This is a genomic window from Rubellimicrobium sp. CFH 75288, from assembly GCF_009904055.1.
Classification (GTDB): Bacteria; Pseudomonadota; Alphaproteobacteria; order Rhodobacterales; family Rhodobacteraceae; genus Rubellimicrobium.
The window spans coordinates 1-18,793 of the sequence record NZ_WYDP01000025.1 but is presented as its reverse complement, the minus strand read 5'-3'; the positions used below and the strand labels follow the sequence as shown (position 1 = coordinate 18,793).

Genomic DNA, 18,793 nt, shown 5'->3' with positions numbered 1-18,793 from the left:
GCGATGATCCCGGCCGCCGCGCCCACGGCCCTGATCCGCGCGGCCGCCCCCGAAAAGGCCGAGGGCCGGGGCGAGGTGCGCCGCGCCCTCCCCGAGGAGACGCCCGTGGCGCTGGTCTACAACGGCGGCACGCAGGCGGTGATGATGGCGACGCCTGCGGACATCGAGGACTTCGCCTGGGGCTTCACCCTGACCGAGGGGATCGCGCCGCCCGACCTCCTGCCCCCGGTCGAGGTGGTCGCCCACGACGCCCCCACCGGCCCCGCCATCGAGGCGCGGATGTGGCTGCCCCCCGAGGCCGAGGCGGCGCTGCGCGCCCGCCGCCGCGCCTCCGTCGGACCGGTGGGGTGCGGCCTGTGCGGGATCGACTCGCTCCAGCAGGCGCTGCGCCCCCTGCCCCCGCTGCCCGAGGCGCATGTGGCCCTCACCGTGGCCGAGGTCCGCTTCGCCCTCGGAGAGCTGCGCGACTGGCAGCCCCTTCACGACGAGACGCGCGCGGTCCATGCTGCGGGCTTCTGGCGGCCGGGCGACGGCGTCCTGCTGGCGCGCGAGGACGTGGGCCGGCACAACGCCCTCGACAAGCTGGTGGGGGCGATGCGGCGGGGGCGGATCGACCCGGCAATGGGGGCGATCGCCGTGACCTCGCGCCTGTCGGTCGAGATGGTGCAGAAGGCCGTGATGGCCGGCACACCCATCCTGATCGCCGTCTCGGCCCCCACGGCCCATGCCGTCCGTCTGGCCGAGGCGGCGAACCTCACGCTGGCCTCGCTGTCGCGCGGCGAGGTCCATGTCTTCACCCATCCCCGCCGCATCCTCTTGCGGCGGCCCAGGGCCAGGGGGGGCCGCTGATGGACACCGGCCGGCTTGTCAGGATGGCGAACCAGATCGCCACCTTCTTCGCCAGTCAGCCCGGCGGCCGCGGCGCCGAGGAGACGGCCGCCCATCTGCGCGCCTTCTGGGACCCCCGCATGCGCGAGGCGCTGTTCGCCCATCTGGACGCCGGCGGCGAGGGTCTGTCGCCGCTTGCGCGCGAAGCCGCCGAGCGCCTGCGCCACCCTGCCTGAGCGGGGTCAGGCCGCTTCGCTGCCGAGAGCCTCGGCGACGGAGTCGAGTCCCTGCATCAGATGCGGCCAGGCGCGGTCCACGGCCGCCTCTGCCGCAAGGCCCAGCAGGACCCCCGCCGCCACGTCGGCCGGGTAATGCGCGCCGCGCGGGACCTGCACGGCCGAGGCGACGGCGGCCGCGGCATAGAGGGGAACCCGGCCTTCGGGAAAGACCCGCGCCACGGCCCGGGCGGCGGCGACCGCGTTGCCGGTGTGGCCCGACGGGAAGGAGGCATCCGGTCCGTCCGCACCGCCGCCGAGGCGGCTCTCGTAGCGGCCTTCCTCCAGCACCACGTTCGGGCGGGTGCGGGTCACGGACGCCTTGATCGCCGTCTTGACCAGCGTCACGGCAGCCACGGCGAGCAGCATCCGCGCACCCGCCTCGGCCAGGCGGGGCCGGTCGGAGGCAAGGCCGCCGACGAGCAGCGCGGCCGACGTCGCGAACATGGGCGGCTGGTCGGCCAGTTCGCAGAACAGGCTGGCGGCCTGAACGGCCGGGTGGTCGCGCCAGGATGCGGCGTGCAGGCCCGCGTCGCGATCGGCGCGCTCGAGGTCGGGGAGGGATTCGGGCTGGGTCATGATGCCCGACAACGCCGGACCGTCAGAGAAGTTGCCCTCAGATCGTCCGCCGCGCCAGCCATGCGCGCCAATCCGCCTCCGACCCGCCGAACGTGTTCAGATCCACGGGTCCGGCGATGCCGGGGACGGTTCCCGTTCCGGAATACTGCCAGAAGGTCCAGCCCCGCACGCCATAGGCCTCCTCGGGTGTCCGCGCGGTCGAGCGCAGCCACACCTCCTCGCCGGCGAGCTGCATCAGGTCATTCTCGCGGAAGAACCCGGGATCGGTATAGATGATCGGCCGCTGACCGTAATGGCGCTCGAGGATGTCGAGAAAGCGCAGCGCCTCGGCCCGCACGACCTCGGGCCGGGGGCGGAACGTGCAGGTCGGCGAATGGGGATTCCATTCGAGATCCAGCACGGGCGGCAGCGCACCGCGTTCGCGCGGAACGTTGCGGATGAACCAGGCGGCCTGCTCCTCCGCCGGGCGGCAGAAGTAGAAGAAGTGGTAGGCGCCGCGCGGGACACCCGCCGCACCGGCCTCGCGCCAGTTGCGCTCGAACAGCGGGTCGAGGCGATCGCCTCCCTCGGTGGCCTTGATGAAGGCAAAGCTGACCCCGGCCTCGCGCGCGCGCGGCCAGTCTATGGCGCTCTGATAGCGGGCCACGTCGATGCCGTGGACCGGAAAGGCCGCCGGACCCGGCCCCCGCCAGGCGACAGGGTGCAACTCGCCGAAGGCGGGCGGGTTGACTGCCACGGGCATCCGTGCCGCTGCCGACATGCCGGAGGCACGCCCCGTCTGGCCACCGCCGCAGGAGGCAAGACCGAGAACCGCCACCGCGACCAGCAAACCCAGCGCCATCCGCATGACCCGCCCCCCTGCCGCCTGTCCCGCGGCCAGTCTGGGGCACGATGCGCCGGCAGGGCAAGGCCGAAGGGAGGCGATCAGCCACCCTCCGCCCAGAGCCGGAACGCGTCGCGCAAGGCGACCGTCTCGGTCATGACATCGTCGTGCAGCGTGTCCATGTAGTCCTGATGGACGGCCTCGAGCGCGAGCGCACCGTCATAACCCGCCTCGCGCAGCGTGCCGAACAGCGCAGGGAAGTTGATCGTGCCCTTGGCGAACTTGGCCTGGAGCAGGCCGGGCCGGGCCTGGCGCAGATGGACATGGGCCGCATGGGGGGCCAGCGGATCGACCTCCTCCTGCCGGTAGCCGAGACAGAGGAAATGGGCGTAGTCGAGGGCGAGCCGCACCCCCGTCTCCTCCACGAGTTCCCGCACGAGGTCCGGACTTTCGGCCCAGGAATGGACGTGGGGCTCGATGCAGAGCCTCGCGCGGGCTCCGGGCACATCGAGCAGGCGGCGGATGTTGTGCGCGGCCGTCCGGGCGGCCTCGCGCCGCGACTGGCCCGGATTGACCAGCCCCGGCAGGACGAACACGGTGGGGATGTTCGCTGCCTCCGCAAAGCGCAGCACGGCCTCGAGATCGCGGATCTGTGCCTCGCCCATGTCCGGCAGGGCGAGGTTGCGGTCCGCCAGATCGCGCCCCCACAGATGGTAGTGGTTGGCGACATCGACGCCGAGGCCGCGCAGCCGCTCCGCCGCGGCGAGGGGATCGGACAGAACCTCCTCGCGGTCGAGGGCCGCCCGGTAGAAGTAGCCCGTGTCGATTGCCCCGACCCCGAGGGCGCGGGCCACCTGGGCGACCTCGGGCAGGGTCAGCGCCGGAAAGGACCAGGAGGTGAGCGAAAGCCGCATCAGGCCACCCCCGTGGGCTCGATCCGGCCCGATGCCGCCGAGCGGTAGAGCGCATCGAGCGCCGCCGTCACGCGCAGGCCGTTGAGCGCGTCGGAGGCATTCTCCACCCTCTCGCCCCGGCACAGCCTGGCAAAGGCCCGCACCGGCAGCGCGCCGTCGTAGAGCCCCTCGAAGTCGGTCATGGGCAGGGCCGCGTCCCGTCCGTCATGCCGGCGCAGCTCGAGCCGGGCGGGCAGGTTGGAGAAGACGAGCATCCCGTCCGTGCCGTAGATCCGCACATCCGTGTGCATGCCGACATGCTTGGGAACCGTGGAGGCGCCGGACAGGGCCAGGGTGGCACCGTTGGTGAACCGGCCCATGCCGGCATCATAGTAGTCCACGCCGGTCGGGGACTTCCCGTCCAGGCAGGCCATGCGGTCCAGCCCGAGATCGGTCACATAGGCCACCCAGGCCAGCGCGTGGCTGAGCTGGCCCCAGCCGTAGCCGCCGGCCCGGGCCGGATCCGCCCAGGTGGAAGGAGGCGGGCGGAACAGGTGATCGGCCGTCTCCGCCATCGGTCGGCCCGCCATCAGGTCGTCCAGCGGAGAGCCCATCTGGCAGACGACATGCCGCACCTCGCCCAGGCGTCCGTCGCGCAGCCAAGCCCGGGCCTGCCCGGCCGCCTTGGTGAAGTTGAGGCCCGTCGGCACCATGACCTGCCGGCCGGTGCGCGCCGCCGCCTCGGCGATGGCCCGGGCATCCTGGGCCGACGTGGCCATCGGTTTTTCCACCAGCACATGGGCCCCCGCCTCGAGCCCCGCCACGGCCGGGCCGGCATGGGCCACATGCGGCGTGGCAACCACGAGACCGTCGAGCCGTTCCTCGGCAAGCATGCGATCCAGATCGCGGTGGCGCGCCGCGATGCCGAAGCGCTCTCCGGCCACGCGCAGCCGCTCCTCGTCGAGGTCGCAGAGCGCGGCCACCTCCACCCCGTCGCAATCCTGCAGCGTGGGGATGTGCATCGTCACCGCCCACCAGCCGATCCCCACGACCCCGATCCGTGCCGCCATCGCCTCCCCCCTGTTCGGCCCGTCAGCCGCGGGTCCGGTCGCGGCCATTTCGGCCGCGACGGGACGCAAGGTCAAGGATCAGGGCCCTGCCGGCGCGATGGCCATCTGCCAGTCGCGGATCGCCTCCACGGGCCACAGCAGCATCAGCACGTTGAGCGCCAGCCCGTCTCGGATGAGCCAGATCGTGAGGGCCTCGAAGCCGATCACCAGAGCCACGGACAGCCAGACCGGCAGGAACCGGGCCAGCCAGAAGCCGGCCGCCATGACCGCGATGTCGGCGGTCGCGTTCAGAACGGTGTCGCCCCCGTAATCCTTGGAGGCCGTGACGCTGCGATAGCGGTCGATGACGAGGGGCGAGTTCTCGGCCATCTCCCAGGCCGCCTCGATCAGCACCGCGAGAAGAAAGCGCCACGCCACCGCCAGCCGCGGCAGCGCCATCCACAGGACGGCATAGAAGAGGAGCCCGTGGATCAGATGGGAGGGCGCATACCAGTCGAGGACATGCCCCGACGCCTCGGGGCCCCAGGGATCGCCATACCACAGGAGCGCCTGCCCGGACGGGGCGAACGGCGCGCGGCCCATCGCCAGCAGGCCGGCCGCCGTCGCGGCAACGGTCAGGCCGGCGAGAAGCCAGGGACGCAGATCGGCTGCGGAGGGTCGCGCCAGCATGATCAAGGCCGATCATGTCTTCGGGCCGCTGTCCAGACGGAACGGACCGTCGCACCGCGACGCTGCGCCGCCCTCCTGCCCTTTTCCGACCACTCCGGTCAGGATTGACGCCGGGCGTTCGCCGGTGCACCTATCGTCTGCCCGTCACGCTGTCGTCACAGGAGACGCGCAGGGTCAGCCCATGGGGGAGCGGCGATGATTGTCTGTCAGTGCACCGGAATCTCGGATGCCGAGATCCACGCCGCCATCGACTGGATGCGCGCTGCCGATCCAGAGACCCTGATCACGCCCGGCAAGGTCTATCGCGCGCTGGGTCGCCGTCCCGATTGCGGAGGCTGCCTCCCGCTGTTCCTTGCCACCATGGAGGGGAACGCTAATCTCGAGGTGCCGGCAGGTCCCCCGCGCCTGCGACTGCCTCAGAAGGACACGGGTTCATGAAGGGCGATCCCCAGGTCATCGAATACCTCAACCGCGCGCTCCGCAGCGAATTGACGGCCGTCAGCCAGTACTGGCTGCACTATCGTCTGCAGGAGGATTGGGGACTCGGCCGGATGGCCAAGAAAAGCCGCGAGGAAAGCATCGAGGAGATGCATCACGCCGACCGGCTGATCGCGCGGATCATCTTCCTGGAAGGCCATCCCAATCTCCAGAAGCTCGATCCGCTCCGCATCGGCCAGACGGCGCGGGAGACGCTCGAATGCGACCTGGCGGCCGAAAAGGAGGCCGTGGCGCTCTACCGCGAAGCCTATGCCCATTGCGACAAGGTCGGCGACTATGTCTCCAAGGACCTGTTCCGGGACCTTCTGGAGGACGAGGAAGGCCATGTGGACTTCCTCGAGACCCAGCTCGACCTGTTCGACCGGATCGGCCGCGAGCGGTGGGAGCTTCTCAACGCCGAGCCGATGGACAAGGCCGACGCGCCCCACAAGTAAGGACCGGCCGACGGGCCCCGCAGGAGATGCGGGGCCGTGCGTGTCAGCACTTCACCACCATGGCGCGCATCTGGTCGCCCCAGCAGCCCTGACCGGAATGGTGACGGGCTGCACGGGTCAGTTCGACCGCGAGGCCGGCATCCACGGCGTCGCGGATCGCCGCGTTGAGCTGCGCCGCCGCCTCGCGCACGGCATCGAGTCGCCGGGCCTGGTGGGCAGTGAGGCCCGCTTCGGGGTTCATGTCGAACATGATCCGTCTCCTTTGCGTCAGGCGTGCTGGAACTGGGCCGTCTCGGTCGAGCCGGCCATGGCGGTGGTGGACGAACGGCCCTGCGTGATCGTGGTGGCGACCAGGTCGAAATAGCCTGTCCCCACCTCGCGCTGGTGGCGCACGGCAGTGAAGCCGCGCTCGACAGCGGCGAACTCGCGCTCCTGCATCTCGGAATAGGCAGCCATGCCGCGGTCGCGGTAGCCGTCCGCCAGTTCAAACATCGACAGGTTCAGCGCGTGGAACCCCGCCAGGGTGACGAACTGGAACCGGTAGCCCATCGCGCCCAGCTCGCGCTGGAAGCGTGCGATCGTGCCGGCGTCGAGCTTGGCGCGCCAGTTGAACGACGGGGAGCAGTTGTAGGCCAGAAGCTTGCCCGGATAGTGCTTGTGGATGGCCTCCGCGAAGCGGCGCGCATCCTCGAGGTCGGGGTGCGAGGTTTCCCACCACAGCAGGTCCGCGATCTCGGCGTAGGCCAGGCCCCGCGCAATGCAGTGCTCGAGGCCGGTGCCGGGCCTGAGCCGGTAGAACCCTTCGGGCGTGCGCGACGCGCGGTCGATGAAGGGATGATCGCGCTCGTCGATGTCCGAGGTGATGAGCTGAGCCGATTCCGCGTCCGTCCGCGCGATCGTGAGCGTGGGCACCCCCATCACATCCGCCGCAAGCCGGGCGGCCACAAGGTTGCGCTCGTGCGCCGCCGTGGGGATCAGGACCTTGCCGCCCAGATGCCCGCACTTCTTCTCGGACGCGAGCTGGTCCTCGAAATGGACGCCAGCCGCGCCGGCCTCGATGAAGGCCTTCATGATCTCGAAGGCATTGAGGGGTCCACCGAAACCCGCCTCCGCGTCGGCCACGATCGGCACATACCAGTCGCGGCTGACCCGACCTTCGGACGCCTCGATCTCGTCGGCGCGGCGCAGGGTGCGGTTGATGCGCCGGCACAGTTCGGGACCCGAATTGGCCGGATAAAGGGACTGGTCCGGATACATCGCGCCGGCCGTGTTGGAATCGGCCGCGACCTGCCAGCCGGAGAGATAGATGGCCTTCAGCCCCGCGCGCACCTGCTGCATGGCCTGGTTGCCGGTCATGGCGCCCAGCGCAGGGACGAAGGGCTCGTCGTGCAGGAGTTGCCAGAGGCGGTTGGCGCCCCGCTCCGCCAGCGTGTGGCTCACCGTGAGCGATCCGCGCAGGCGCGCCACGTCGTCAGGGGAATAGGGGCGCCGGATGCCGTCGAACCGGCCGCGCGGCGCGTGAGGAACAAGGTCGTCGAACCCGAGATCGGACATGGTGTGTCTCCGCCAGCTGCGTGCTGGGGACCATGATGCTGCATCGCCGCATCCCGACCAGTCGGACAGATCGGCCCGAAGGCAGTCTTGCAAAACTTCGACAGTCTGTATCCTGTAAACAGGTATGACTTTGTGAAGGATGCGACCATGGCCTCCGACGCCCGTCGCAAGGTGATGGCCGGCGCGCAACTCAGGCGCCTCCGCACGACTCTGGGGCTCAGCCAGAGCGCCATGGCCGCCGAACTGGGCATCTCGGTCAGCTACCTGAACCTGGTGGAGCGCAATCAGCGTCCGCTGACCGCCCAGCTGCTGATCCGGCTCAACGAGACCTATGCCGTCGATGCACGCGACTTCTCGGGGGCGGAAGATGCGCGGGCACAAGGCGAGATCGAGGAAGTCCTGGCCGATCCCGTCCTGCGGGACGTGCCGGTGCCGCGGGCCGAATTGCGGGCGGCTCTCGATGGCGCTCCGGGCCTTCTGCAGGCGCTTCGCCGCCTCCATGCAGCCTATGTTGCGCTGGCCGAATTGCAGGACGGGCTGGCCGAGCGTGCGGCTCCCTCCGAGCGCGGCGAGCCGCTGCTGCCCGGTCTGCCGGACCCGGTGGACCGGGTGCGCTCCTTTCTTCAGGAGCGGTCCAACCATTTTCCGCCCCTCGAGGACGCCGCCGAAACCATCGTCGCGGGGCTCGGCTCAGGAGACCGGCTGGCTGCCATGGTCCGCCGTCTGGAAGAGCGCCACCGCATCCGGTTCGCCGTGCTGACGCATGCGGAGATGGGAGCGGCGCTGCGCCACTATGACCGGCACCGCCGGCGGCTGGCTGTCTCGGAACTGGTGGAGCCATCGGGAAGGGCCTTTCAGGCGGCGTTCCAGCTGGGGCTGATCGAGGCCGGAGAGGGCATCGACCCCCTGCTCGAGACCCTGGAGGAGCCGCAGGCCAGGCGGCTCGGACGGATCGCCCTGCTCAACTACCTCGCCGCAGCGATCCTGATGCCTTACGACAGCTTTCTCGATGCGGCGCAGCAGACGGGATATGATGTGGATCTGCTTGCGGCGCGTTTCGGGGCCAGCTGGGAGCAGGTGGCCCATCGCCTGACCACCCTGTCGCGTCCGAGCGCTCGCGGAGTGCCGTTCTTCATGATCCGGGTCGATGCCGCCGGGAACGTGTCCAAACGGTTCTCCGCCGGAGCCTTTCCCTTTGCCCGGATGGGGGGGACCTGTCCGCGCTGGAACCTCCACGAGGCGCTGGCCCATCCGGGTCGCACCCTCACGCAGGTGATCGAGATGCCGGGCGGGGCGCGCTGGTTCTCCATCGCGCGGGCGGTGCGGCGCGTCACGCTGCCATGGGGCGAGCCCGAGCCCGTCTTCGCCGTGGGACTGGGCTGCGAGATCAAGTATGCCAGCCATCTCGTTCATGCGCGCGGCTGGCGGGAGGCGCCGGCCGTTCCCATCGGTCCGAACTGCCGTCTCTGCGAACGGCCCCATTGCGCGAGCCGCGCCGCTCCGCCTCTGGCCCGGCCCCTCGAGCTTTCGGAGTTCACGCGCAGCCTTTCGCCGTTCGGCACCTGACGGATGGGCAGCCTTCCGCTAGGGAAACAGAACCGATGGACTTCCCGCCGCGCTGCTGTCATCGTTGTCGCAGGGACAGGATCCGGCCACGGACCGGAGCGATCGGTCCCCCGCCCAGCGCTCCGAGGGAACAGACATGAGCGACGATCTGATCTACGCGATCTTCAAGGAACTGGCCGTGGTCGAGGGAAAGCGCAACCCCGACGGCACCTGGACCGAAACCGCGACGGCCATGGACGTCCAGCGCCTGCTGTCCAGGGCGTTCGGCATGGTCCACCGGGCCGCCGCCAGCACGAACCGGGACGAGAAGATCGCCGCAGCCTCCTGAACCCCCGTCCTGAGGGCGACGCAAGCCGCGCTGCGCCGCCCGCCCTCCCTGCAATCGGGGACGGTGCATGCCGCTCATCATCGCCCATGGCCAGCCGAAATCCGGCAGCACATTCCTGTTCCAGGCAGCCGTGGCCCTGCGCGACCGGGTGGATGGCACCGAACTCTACGCCGTCCTGCGTCGCCTGCTCGGGCAGAATGCCTCGGTCTTCTACGATCACATCCCGCTGGAGCGGGTTCAGACCATTCTCGAGGCGGCTGGCCCGGAAACGCTGATCATCAAGACCCATGGTCCCCTGCCGGACGATGTGCGCCCCCTCCTGGAGCAGGGTCTGGTCAAAGCCTTCACCTCGTTCCGGGATCCGCGCGATGCGTGCCGGTCGATGCTGGATGCGGGGGCATCCGACCGGGCCAAGGGCAGTACCCGCTGGTTTGCCTCCAAGACCCGGGTGGAGGACCTGACGGGTCCGATCGCGCACCAGTACAGAAGCCTGCAGACGTGGCTCGACTGTCCGCAGGTGCTTGCGATCCCCTACTACATCACGGCCAACCATCAGGATGCGGCCGTCCGTCTGCTGTGCCGGCACCTCGGCTACGGCGCGCTCGGTCGCCTGATCGCGGCGCAGATGCAGGAAAGGCGGTCCTCCGTGCCCGAGTTCTACAAGGGGATCTCCGACCGCTTCCTGTCGGACTTCAGCGCCGAGGAGATCGCGTTCCTGAACGGCGCGCTGGCCCCGCAGATCGCCGCCTACGAGCGTCATGCGGCCGAGCGCATGGCGCGCCTCGGGCACCGGATGCTCCACACCCACCTGGTCGCCCTGCGCAACGCGCATCTGGATCGCCTGTCGCTCGCCGTCGGGGCCTGAGCGAACCCCTCCGGCAGACCGCCTCTTCCGGGCGATCGGGTCTTGCGGCGCAGGGCTGTGAGATCGGAGAACCACATGGACACTCTGCCTGTCGATCGACGCGAAGAGATCCGGCAAGCCGCCGTCCATCTGGGCGAGTCCGGCCAGAGCGAGGCCGCCCTCGTCCTCTGGACTGCGCTGCACCGCGCCCAGCCGGAGGAGATCCGGTTCATCCGCCGCGTGGCGGCCTGCCTGACGGACCTCCCGGAGCCGCAGCGCCTGGCGGACATCCTGGCGGACGGATCGCTCACGGCAGCGGTCTGGAGCGAGGCGCATCAAGCCCTGGGCGGCGTGATCCGCAGGGCCCTGCGCGATCCGGGCCCCGAGAGCGCGCGCTTTCTCGAAACCCTGATCGATGCCAAGGCGGCCGATCTCGAAAGCCGGCTCGCCATCCTGCGGTTTGCCCCGCCGGAACAGGTGGAGGCACTGGTGCGGCACAAGATCGACCAGGCCAGCGGCGCATCGCGCCCGGACCTCGTGCGGCTTGCCGACATGCTCGAGCTCGCAGGCTTCCCGCCCCAGGCGCGGACGGTCTTCGAGACGATCACGGCCTCGGGCCGGATCGGGTTCCATCAGGCGCTGCTGGGGGCCCGGATCGCCGCAGCCACGGGCGATCGGGACCTCCTCGTCCGGTGCAGGGATCTCTGCCGCGAGGCCGTGGCTCGGGACCCTGCCCTGGGCCAGCACCCGCTGCATCTGCTGCTCACCTACTCGGACCTGCCGGAGGCCGAACGAGGCGCGGCCGCGGCGATCCTGATCCGGGCCATCGATTCGGGCAGGCTGTCCTTGCCGGCGCTCTGGCGCTGGCTCGGTTATCTGGATGGAGCGGAGGGTGCCGCCCTGCTGCGCGCCCTTGCGGACGCCGCCGTGCCCAAGGCGCAATCCGAGCGGCTGCGCCTCCTCGCCGAGATCAGGGCCGCTCCCGCGGAGACGGCAATCCTGCTCGTCAATGGCTCCGGCGCGCTCGCCAAGGACATGGATGGCCTGCTTCCGCATCTCGTGGATCATGCGCTCGAGCATGTGGAGACGGTGGATGCCTTCCGGCGGCTGGAGCCTCTGGTCGCCGAGCTTCTGGAGGGCCGCCGATACGACCTGCGGCAGCATGCCATGCGATGGCAGAACGGCGGCAGGCTCGGACTGGCAGGGGCCGCCTGGGCGATGATCGCGACCGCCATGCCGAACGACGACTGGGCGCGCATCAATGCGATCCACTGCCTGTGCCGGAGCGGCCATCGCGACGAGGCCGGCACCCTTGCCACGGGATGGCCGCCGCCGGACAGCCCGCCGGCTTTGCTGCCCTACATGGCCCTGAGCCTGACACGGGTCGGACGCTCGGAGGAGGCGCACGCCCTTTATCGCCGCGCCCATCGCCAGCAGCCCGTACCGGATCACGCCCTCAACGTCCTGCGCAACGGATTGCTTCTCTACGGAGACTGGGACGCAGCCGCGGAGCTTGTGCCGGCAGCGAGGGCCGAGATCCGTCCCGGCGAGGGGACCGTGATCCTTGATCCCGGCCATGGTGACCGGGCCGGTCATCACGCCACCTACAACCGCTTCTTTTCGGATTTCGTGCGCGACCGGACCGGCCGGCTTCCAGAGATCGTCATCGACCGGGCCGAGAAGGGAGCCACGCTCCGGAACCTGAAGGTCTGCCCGGCCACGATCTTTTCGCCCTACGTCTATAGCGACATCTCCCTGCGCGAGCGGGAACTCGACGGGCTCGCCAGATCCTTCGCGCGCCAGATCGAGGTGATCTTCGAGCGGCAGGCGCCCGAGACGCTCATCATCCATTCGGCGCGCACCTTCATGCTCCTGGGGGTGGTCCGATGGCTGGCCGCAGGACAGGGACCCAAGCCCCGGCGGCTGGTGATCGGTCTCATCGACGTCGATCACCTGCTCGAGCCGGCGGCCGCGTCGCTCCACGGACGCCTGCTGTCGGAGGGCATGGCCGGCGCCGCGACGCCCTGGGCGGCCCGCACCTTGCTGTTCACCGAGACCACCGCGGCTGCGCAGTGGCTCCAGCAGACCTCCCCCGGCTGGACCGTTTACAAGTTTCCCTATCTTGCCGCCGCACGCATGAGGGCGATCGCCGCGGATCTCGATCGCGTCGCCGGACAGGAGCCGCATTTCGGCATCCTCGGAGCGACGCGGCCGGAGCGAGGTTTCCGGACCCTGCTGGCGGCGATCGAGGAATGTCAGCCGGACGGCCCCGGATGGATCGTCCAGATCGATCCGGCCGAGCTGCAGAAGTTCGGGGACGACTCGTCCGATCGGCTGGCCCGGTTGCAGGCCCGGGCAACGGATCGGCTGGACTGGCTGACAGGGCTCCTCACCGACGAGGAATATGCCGACGCCCTGGCCCGGATGGATTGCCTGGTTCTGCCCTATTCCGGCCGCTATGCCGTCTCCGGCTCCGGCGTGCTCTGGGAGGCGATCTATGCGCGCAAGTATCTGATCGTCTCGACCGGATCCTCGCTGGCAGGCGAATTGTCGGACCTCGGCTATCCGCACGAGGTGGCGGACGCCTCGGATCCGCAAGACCTCGGCCGTTCGGTCAGAACCGTCATGGCAGACTGGCCGGAGCGGGTCTGCGAACTGGGGCGCTTCTTCGCCACGGAACCCGCGCTACCCTTCGACGCCTTCGCGTCGCACTATGCGGACCTCTGTTCCGATCCGGCCTGAGCCCGGCATCTGCGCCTACCGCGCCGACGCAGCGTGCGGCCGGAAGCCGCACGGCTGGCACCCTCGGGACTCCTCTGGGCGGACGGGAGCCGGCCCGCTGCCGGCCCCCGCCTGTGTTCTGCGCGGCGGGAGCGCAGGTCAGCCGACGATCGGTCCGCTGCCCGACGAGCCTTGCTGACCGCCCTGGATCCGTCGCATCTCGTCGTCGGCACGTTCCTGGACCCGGTGGACGGCGTCCTGTGCCTTGTCCTTGGCGGTCTCCGCCACGGCTTCGACCGTCTCGGTCGCGGCAGCCTTGATCTCCTCGCCCAGTGAGGAGGCGAGCTGGAGCGCGCGATCCTTTTCGGCCTTCAGCATGCGGGCCGCCTCGTCGAGCAGACGGTCACGCTCGCGTCCGAAGGTGCGATCCTCCATCTCCGTGCGCGGCAGCACCGCCCCGAGGGCCGCCCCGAGGGCGAGGGCCACGGCGCCGGCGACAAAGGGATGCTCCTCGAGGGCACGGCCCGGATCGCGCAGGACCTGCCGACCGGCCCGTTCGGCTTCCAGCATCGCCCCATAGGCCCGCTCGCGCGCGGCCATGATCCGCTCGCGCGCTTCATCGGGCAGGTTGTCGAGCCCGGATGCCAGGCGCGACCGCAGGTCGGCCGCGAACCCCGAGATCACCGCAGCCCGTTCGGCCGCGAAGTCGCGCGCGCTGCCGGTGTAGCGCTTGGCCTCGTCCTCCAGGCTGTGCAGCGCGTCCATGGCCTTGCGGCGGAGCGACTGCACCTCGCGCGCCCATCCGCGATCCTCGCCCTCGGGCTGCCAGTCGTCGTGGATGGGGCCTGCCGCATGATGCGCCTGCTCGGTCCGGCTGCGCAGCTTCGGGCCCAGGAACAGCCAGGCCACGCCCGCGCCGATCAGCGCCATGCCGATGGGATTGCCCCGCACCAGCCGATCCACGGACACGGTCGCCGTGCCGGCGCTGCTGCGGATCACGCCCAGCGCCTGCTGCGCGAGATTGTCCACCGACATGCGGTCGGACAGGGCGTCGAGCGTCGAGGCGAGCTGCGCCCGGTCCTTGGCGAGTTCCGCCTCGATGTCGCGGGGGTCAGTGCTGGTGGTGGTCATTGGAGACGGTCTCCTTGATCGTCTGGGCGTCGGCCTGCACGTTGCGGACGGTGCGCGTCGGCGCCAGGTTTTCGGGTTTGAGCGCGTTCATGCCCCGCAGGGCGAGCAGGAGGGCGATCACGAGGATCACCGCGCCCACCGCGAGCGCGGCCCAGCCTGCCCCGATCCAGTGAGCCAGCGCGGCCACAAGGGCCGCAGCCAGAACATGAAGGGCGACAAGGGCGAGGATGGCGGCGCCCGCAAGCAGGCCGATGCCGAGCCCCGCATTGCGCAGGTTCTGCGCGACCTCCGCCTTGGCGAGGGCGACCTCGCCGCGGACGAGCCGCGTCAGCTGGGTGACGGCATCGCTGAGCAGGGTGCCGGTCGGCCGGGGATCGGCGTCATAGGTCATGGCATCGTCCGGTCCTGACCGGACAGCCCGCCCGCCATGGTGCCGCCGGCGCTGTCATCGTCCTCGCCATGGGTGCTCATGCCCGACGTGCTGATCCCGCCGCGCATGGCTGTGCCCGTTCCCCCAGCCGGCGTCATGCCGACCCCGGCGCCTCCGGCCGATCCCGGACGGGAGGGCTCCTGCGGAGAGGAAGCCCGGGCAAATCGGGCGATGCCGAACCCGACAAGGGCGGCGGCGGCCACGAAGGCCCCCGGATTGCGCCGGGCGAAGGCCTCGGCTTCCCCCATCAGGTCGCCGAGCGGGCGGTGGCGGATCGACTCGGACATGTCCTCGATGCTGTCGGCCGCGGCCGCCATCAGCTTGCCCTGGATCGTGCCTTCGCCTTCCCCGGCCTGGCCCGCCGCATCGCGCAGCGAGGAGGCGAGCGTGTGCACCAGACCGGCCAGCGAGTCCTTGGCCGCCTCTCCGCGGGCCATCGCCTCGTGCTTGGCGGCCTCCGCCGTGCGGGACGCGACCCCGTAGGCCCGCGCCTTGACGTCCTCGAGCGTCTCGCGCCCGGCTTCGGCCAGACCCTCGAGGGCGCCGGATGCAGATCCCGGGGCGGACGCCGAACCGCCGGACGGGGAAGAGGTCATGTCGTTGTGGCTCATTTGCGTCTCCTTGATGAAAGGGCGCCCGTTTGGATCATGCGCCCCGGCCATTGCGGCGGCTTCCATCGAGCGGGGCCGAAAAACCGGAAGGCAGTGGCGCGACGAGGGCCAAACGCGGCCGGTCACAAGCGGTTCCCGACCACGTGAGGCGTGCCGTCGGGGGTGGCGGCCTCAGCGCTCCCGTCCGCAATCCTGGGGGGCCGGGCGGTTGCGGTTGCGTGACATCAGCGCGACCGGCGACGGCCGATCGGCCCGCGAATCCCGGGCGTGGTCCGTGCGCGTGACGGCGGCTTCGAGGACGGCGCCCAGCCACAAGGCAGCCAGGCCCCCCACGAGGAGGGCGCCGATCAGGACGCCTTGCGGGGGCAGGCCAAGGCTCAGGCCGGCGACGAGAAACGATCCGGCGCCAACGGCACCCGCCAGCCCCCCGAGGACCAGTGCAAGCAGGGACATGGGCGCGTCAGAAGCGCCGCCCCCCGGCCTTCGGCGCGCGCCAGTCGTCGCGCCGGATGGGGATGGCAATCGGCTCCCTGCGCGGCGCCGTCCGCGGGAGCAGGGGAGAAAGGATCGAAGCGAGGAAGCGAAGCATCGGAAGTCTCCAAGGCAGGGCGCGTCGGACCCGGCGCGCCAGGCGGCACGAATTCATGGGATCGGGGGCTCGTCCGGGGACGGCTTCTGTGTCGCAACGCCTCGACGGGCTGCGGGTTCCGGCTCCCGGACCCCACGCCTGTTCCGTCTCGGCAGGACAAAGCTGGAACCCGGGCGCTTCCTGCGGGTTGATCAGGGAGCCGACCGGGGGGCTGACCTCCCCGTGGCCGGCGTCGTTCCCCGGCCCGTGCAGAGCAGGAGGCTCCCATGCTGATTCGCATCGGCTTCGACATCGCGGTGGCCGTGGAGGCGCCGACGCCCGCCATTCTCGCGCTCAGTCCGCGCCCGGAAGAACTGGCCCGTATCGCGGCCGAGCCCCTGAAGCCGGAGCCGCCGGTTCCGATGGAGACGTTTCAGGACGATTTCGGCAACACGCGCTGCCGTCTGGTCCTCCCCCCCGGAACGACGCGGCTTGTCTGGAACGGCATGGCCACCGACAGCGGGCAGCCGGACCCGGTTGTCCCGGAGGCCGTCCAGCACCCGGTGGAGGATCTGCCGCCCGAGACCCTGCCCTTCCTGATGCCGTCCCGCTATTGCGAGAGCGATCTCCTGATGCAGGAGGCGTGGGACCGGTTCGGCGCGATCGCGGACGGCTGGGCCCGCGTTCAGGCGATCTGCGACTTCGCGCACGAGACGATCCGCTTCGACTATGCCGCCGCTTCCACCGAGCGAACCGCTTCCACCTCGCTGCGGGACGGCTCGGGCGTGTGCCGCGATTATGCCCACATGGTCATCGCCTTCGCTCGGGCCCTCAACATTCCGGCGCGCTACGCATCAGGATGGCTCGGGGACATCGAGTGGCCCGACATGGGGCCGGGCGATTTCTGCGCCTGGACGGAGGTGTATCTGGGCGGGCGCTGGTACGTGTTCGACGCTCGCTACAACGTGCCCCGGATCGGACGCATCACCATGGTCCGGGGGCGCGATGCGGCCGACGTGCCCATGCTCACGACCTTCGGCGCCTCGCGGCTGGAGCGGTTTGCCGTCTTCTGCGACGAGGTGCCGCCGCAGCTCGAGGCGGCCGAGTAGGAGGAGGTCCGCCCCGTCCGGGCGAGAGAAACGTCATGCGCCGCTTCGATTGTCCCTCCTGCGGAGCCGAGCTCCACTTCGACAGCCTGTGCTGTCTGGCTTGCGGAGCGGAGGTGGCGTTCGATCCGGCCGATCTTTCGATCGTTCCCCTGGCCGGTCGGGTCGCCTGTTCCAACCGACAGATGATCGGCTGCTCGTGGGAGGCCGGCCAGACAGGGGCGCTGTGCCGGTCCTGCGAGATGACGCAGACCATCCCCGACCTCCGCATGCCGGGCAATGTCGAGCGCTGGCGGCGGCTGGAGGATGCCAAGCGGCGGCTCGTCTATTCCCTTCTCCGCCTCGGCCTGCCTCTGGAGACGGCCGGCGGCAACCGGCTGCGCTTCCGGTTTCTTGCCGATGCGGAAGGGCCGGACGGCACGGTGGAGCGCGTGATGACCGGGCACGACAACGGCCTTGTCACCATCAACGTGGCGGAAGCCGACGACGACCGCCGCGAGGCGATGCGCGTGGAAATGGGTGAGCCCTATCGTACCCTTCTGGGCCATTGCCGGCACGAGGTCGGTCATTTCTTCTTCGACGTGCTGGTGGACGAGGGAGGCGAGAGGGCCCGCTTCGAGGCCCTGTTCGGCGATCCCGATGCGGATTACGGCGCGGCGATCGAACGGCACTACCGCGAGGGCGCACCACCCGACTGGCAGGAGCGGCACGTCTCGGCCTATGCCACCATGCATCCATGGGAGGACTGGGCCGAGACCTTCGCCCACTGGCTTCACATGACCGATGGTCTCGACACGGCGCTGCGCTACGGCCTTGCCCAGGGGGTGGACCCCTATGGTGGCGGAGACCCGATGGACGCACTGGTCTCCGCCTGGATCCCGCTCGCCCTGGCCATGAACGCCATGAACCGTTCGATGGGCCAGCCGGACTTCTATCCCTTCGTGCTCGCTCCGGCCGTGAGGGAGAAGCTGGCCTTTGTCCATGATCTGGCGCATGGCCGCGGGCGGCGGCGCAAGGCCGCCTGAGCCACGGGGTTCCGGTCAGGCAGGAACCCAGACCTGCACGCTCTGCCAGCCGACCTGCACCTCGCCCTCGCCCTGCTCGTCGCAGGCGATCCCGAGATCGCGGGCCGTGTCGATCCGGAGCCGCCAGCGCCCGTCGGGCAGGCAGAACGTCGCGTCGTCGCCGCTGTTGAGCAGGACGAGCACGCGTCCCCTTTCTTCCGGCAGGCGCAGATCGAGCCCGAAGATCCGCAGGTCCCCGTCGGCCCAGTCGCCCTCCTCCATCGGACGTCCAGCGGGGTGGAGCCAGGCCGCCTCGGGGGCAAGACCCTCTCCCTCCCCCGGCCCGCGCGCGAAGCGCGCCGAAGGCAGACCGATCTCGCGCCGGAAGGCCGCAAGCGCCCGGACGGCCCCCAGAAGCGACTCGCGCGGGGCGGACCAGTCAAGCCAGGCGATCTCGTTGTCCTGGCAATAGGCGTTGTTGTTGCCGCCCTGCGTCTGCCCCATCTCGTCGCCCGCGAGCAGCATGGGCACGCCCTGGCTGAGGAACAGGGTGGCGAGCATGGCGCGCACCCGACGCTCGCGGGCGGCGTTCACCGCCTCGTCCTCGGTCGCGCCCTCGATCCCCATGTTGTCGGACAGGTTGTGGGAATGGCCATCGCGGTTGTCTTCGCCGTTGGCCTCGTTGTGCTTGTCGTTGTAGCTGACCGTGTCCCACAGCGTGAACCCGTCATGGGCCGACAGGAAGTTGACCGAGGACGTGGCCGGGCGGTGGGAGTGGTTGAACTGCACGGGCGAGCCGAGAAGCCGCTCGCTCATGGCGGGCACGAGGCCCGGGTCCTTGCGCCAGAAGGCACGGGCATC

21 protein-coding genes and 1 pseudogene are annotated in these 18,793 nt (G+C 70.3%); 10 read left to right on the top strand and 12 right to left on the bottom strand.

The features are described 5' to 3' along the window. The first annotated feature begins 3 nt into the window (after positions 1 to 3). Together fdhD and GT358_RS15010 are read left to right on the top strand one after the other, a co-directional pair. A complete protein-coding gene (fdhD, locus tag GT358_RS15015) occupies positions 4 to 849 on the top strand; it encodes a formate dehydrogenase accessory sulfurtransferase FdhD (protein WP_166583456.1) in 846 nt (281 codons plus the stop codon). After that, positions 849 to 1,064, top strand: a complete 216-nt coding sequence (locus GT358_RS15010) for a formate dehydrogenase subunit delta (protein ID WP_166583455.1) — start codon at positions 849 to 851, stop codon at positions 1,062 to 1,064. The genes fdhD and GT358_RS15010 overlap by 1 nt, the downstream gene beginning before the upstream one ends. A 6-nt stretch (positions 1,065 to 1,070) precedes the next feature. On the opposite strand, the gene GT358_RS15005 is transcribed toward GT358_RS15010, so the two are convergent. From GT358_RS15005 to GT358_RS14985, 5 genes are all read right to left on the bottom strand, one after another. After that, on the bottom strand, positions 1,071 to 1,682 hold the full coding sequence (locus GT358_RS15005; RefSeq protein ID WP_166583454.1) for a phosphatase PAP2 family protein: 612 nt from the start codon (positions 1,680 to 1,682) through the stop codon (positions 1,071 to 1,073). Between the two features lie 37 nt (positions 1,683 to 1,719). Further along, positions 1,720 to 2,523 (bottom strand): GH25 family lysozyme, encoded by an 804-nt coding sequence (locus GT358_RS15000; protein WP_208103563.1) that lies wholly within the window; start codon positions 2,521 to 2,523, stop codon positions 1,720 to 1,722. Between the two features lie 83 nt (positions 2,524 to 2,606). Beyond that, complete coding sequence (locus tag GT358_RS14995) at positions 2,607 to 3,419, bottom strand: sugar phosphate isomerase/epimerase (protein ID WP_166583452.1); 813 nt, start codon at positions 3,417 to 3,419, stop codon at positions 2,607 to 2,609. Continuing rightward, positions 3,419 to 4,468, bottom strand: coding sequence for a Gfo/Idh/MocA family protein (locus tag GT358_RS14990; protein ID WP_166583451.1), 1,050 nt, complete (start codon positions 4,466 to 4,468; stop codon positions 3,419 to 3,421). The genes GT358_RS14995 and GT358_RS14990 overlap by 1 nt, the downstream gene beginning before the upstream one ends. Positions 4,469 to 4,546: 78 nt before the next feature. Continuing rightward, positions 4,547 to 5,137 (bottom strand): DUF2585 family protein, encoded by a 591-nt coding sequence (locus GT358_RS14985; RefSeq protein WP_166583450.1) that lies wholly within the window; start codon positions 5,135 to 5,137, stop codon positions 4,547 to 4,549. Between the two features lie 195 nt (positions 5,138 to 5,332). Here GT358_RS14985 and GT358_RS14980 point away from each other — a divergent pair, with 195 nt between their 5' ends. Both GT358_RS14980 and bfr read left to right on the top strand, forming a co-directional pair. Beyond that, positions 5,333 to 5,575, top strand: a complete 243-nt coding sequence (locus tag GT358_RS14980; RefSeq protein ID WP_166583449.1) for a bacterioferritin-associated ferredoxin — start codon at positions 5,333 to 5,335, stop codon at positions 5,573 to 5,575. Further along, positions 5,572 to 6,069, top strand: coding sequence for a bacterioferritin (bfr, locus tag GT358_RS14975; RefSeq protein ID WP_166583448.1), 498 nt, complete (start codon positions 5,572 to 5,574; stop codon positions 6,067 to 6,069). Before GT358_RS14980 ends, bfr begins: the two co-directional genes overlap by 4 nt. A 43-nt stretch (positions 6,070 to 6,112) precedes the next feature. Here bfr and GT358_RS14970 read toward each other — a convergent pair whose 3' ends face one another. Both GT358_RS14970 and aceA read right to left on the bottom strand, forming a co-directional pair. Further along, positions 6,113 to 6,319: a hypothetical protein gene (locus tag GT358_RS14970; protein WP_166583447.1), complete on the bottom strand. Its 207-nt coding sequence runs from the start codon at positions 6,317 to 6,319 to the stop codon at positions 6,113 to 6,115. 17 nt (positions 6,320 to 6,336) lie between these two features. Next, positions 6,337 to 7,623: an isocitrate lyase gene (aceA, locus tag GT358_RS14965; RefSeq protein ID WP_166583446.1), complete on the bottom strand. Its 1,287-nt coding sequence runs from the start codon at positions 7,621 to 7,623 to the stop codon at positions 6,337 to 6,339. 147 nt (positions 7,624 to 7,770) lie between these two features. Here aceA and GT358_RS14960 point away from each other — a divergent pair, with 147 nt between their 5' ends. The 4 genes from GT358_RS14960 (at position 7,771) to GT358_RS14945 (ending at position 13,103) form a co-directional block, all read left to right on the top strand. Then, positions 7,771 to 9,189 (top strand): short-chain fatty acyl-CoA regulator family protein, encoded by a 1,419-nt coding sequence (locus tag GT358_RS14960; protein WP_166583445.1) that lies wholly within the window; start codon positions 7,771 to 7,773, stop codon positions 9,187 to 9,189. 136 nt (positions 9,190 to 9,325) lie between these two features. After that, a complete protein-coding gene (locus GT358_RS14955) occupies positions 9,326 to 9,517 on the top strand; it encodes a hypothetical protein (RefSeq protein WP_166583444.1) in 192 nt (63 codons plus the stop codon). Between the two features lie 67 nt (positions 9,518 to 9,584). Further along, entirely contained in the window at positions 9,585 to 10,382 is a 798-nt protein-coding gene (locus GT358_RS14950) for a hypothetical protein (protein ID WP_166583443.1), read from the top strand. A gap of 75 nt (positions 10,383 to 10,457) precedes the next feature. Then, on the top strand, positions 10,458 to 13,103 hold the full coding sequence (locus GT358_RS14945) for a glycosyltransferase family 4 protein (protein WP_166583442.1): 2,646 nt from the start codon (positions 10,458 to 10,460) through the stop codon (positions 13,101 to 13,103). A 138-nt stretch (positions 13,104 to 13,241) separates the two neighbouring features. Here the strand turns inward: GT358_RS14945 and GT358_RS14940 are convergent, their stop codons facing one another. The 4 genes from GT358_RS14940 to GT358_RS14925 form a co-directional block, all read right to left on the bottom strand. Further along, entirely contained in the window at positions 13,242 to 14,213 is a 972-nt protein-coding gene (locus GT358_RS14940) for a DUF3618 domain-containing protein (RefSeq protein WP_166583441.1), read from the bottom strand. Then, positions 14,194 to 14,604, bottom strand: coding sequence for a phage holin family protein (locus GT358_RS14935; protein ID WP_166583440.1), 411 nt, complete (start codon positions 14,602 to 14,604; stop codon positions 14,194 to 14,196). The genes GT358_RS14940 and GT358_RS14935 overlap by 20 nt, the downstream gene beginning before the upstream one ends. After that, complete coding sequence (locus tag GT358_RS14930) at positions 14,601 to 15,254, bottom strand: hypothetical protein (protein WP_166583439.1); 654 nt, start codon at positions 15,252 to 15,254, stop codon at positions 14,601 to 14,603. Before GT358_RS14930 ends, GT358_RS14935 begins: the two co-directional genes overlap by 4 nt. A gap of 171 nt (positions 15,255 to 15,425) precedes the next feature. After that, positions 15,426 to 15,707 (bottom strand): hypothetical protein, encoded by a 282-nt coding sequence (locus GT358_RS14925; protein ID WP_166583438.1) that lies wholly within the window; start codon positions 15,705 to 15,707, stop codon positions 15,426 to 15,428. Between the two features lie 402 nt (positions 15,708 to 16,109). On the opposite strand from GT358_RS14925, the gene GT358_RS14920 reads away from it, so the two are divergent. Then, positions 16,110 to 16,931: a transglutaminase family protein gene (locus GT358_RS14920; protein ID WP_166583437.1), complete on the top strand. Its 822-nt coding sequence runs from the start codon at positions 16,110 to 16,112 to the stop codon at positions 16,929 to 16,931. Between the two features lie 35 nt (positions 16,932 to 16,966). Next, complete coding sequence (locus tag GT358_RS14915) at positions 16,967 to 17,953, top strand: putative zinc-binding metallopeptidase (protein ID WP_166583436.1); 987 nt, start codon at positions 16,967 to 16,969, stop codon at positions 17,951 to 17,953. Between the two features lie 15 nt (positions 17,954 to 17,968). Here the strand turns inward: GT358_RS14915 and GT358_RS14910 are convergent. Beyond that, positions 17,969 to 18,793: pseudogene (locus GT358_RS14910) on the bottom strand (glycogen debranching enzyme GlgX); the annotation flags it as partial.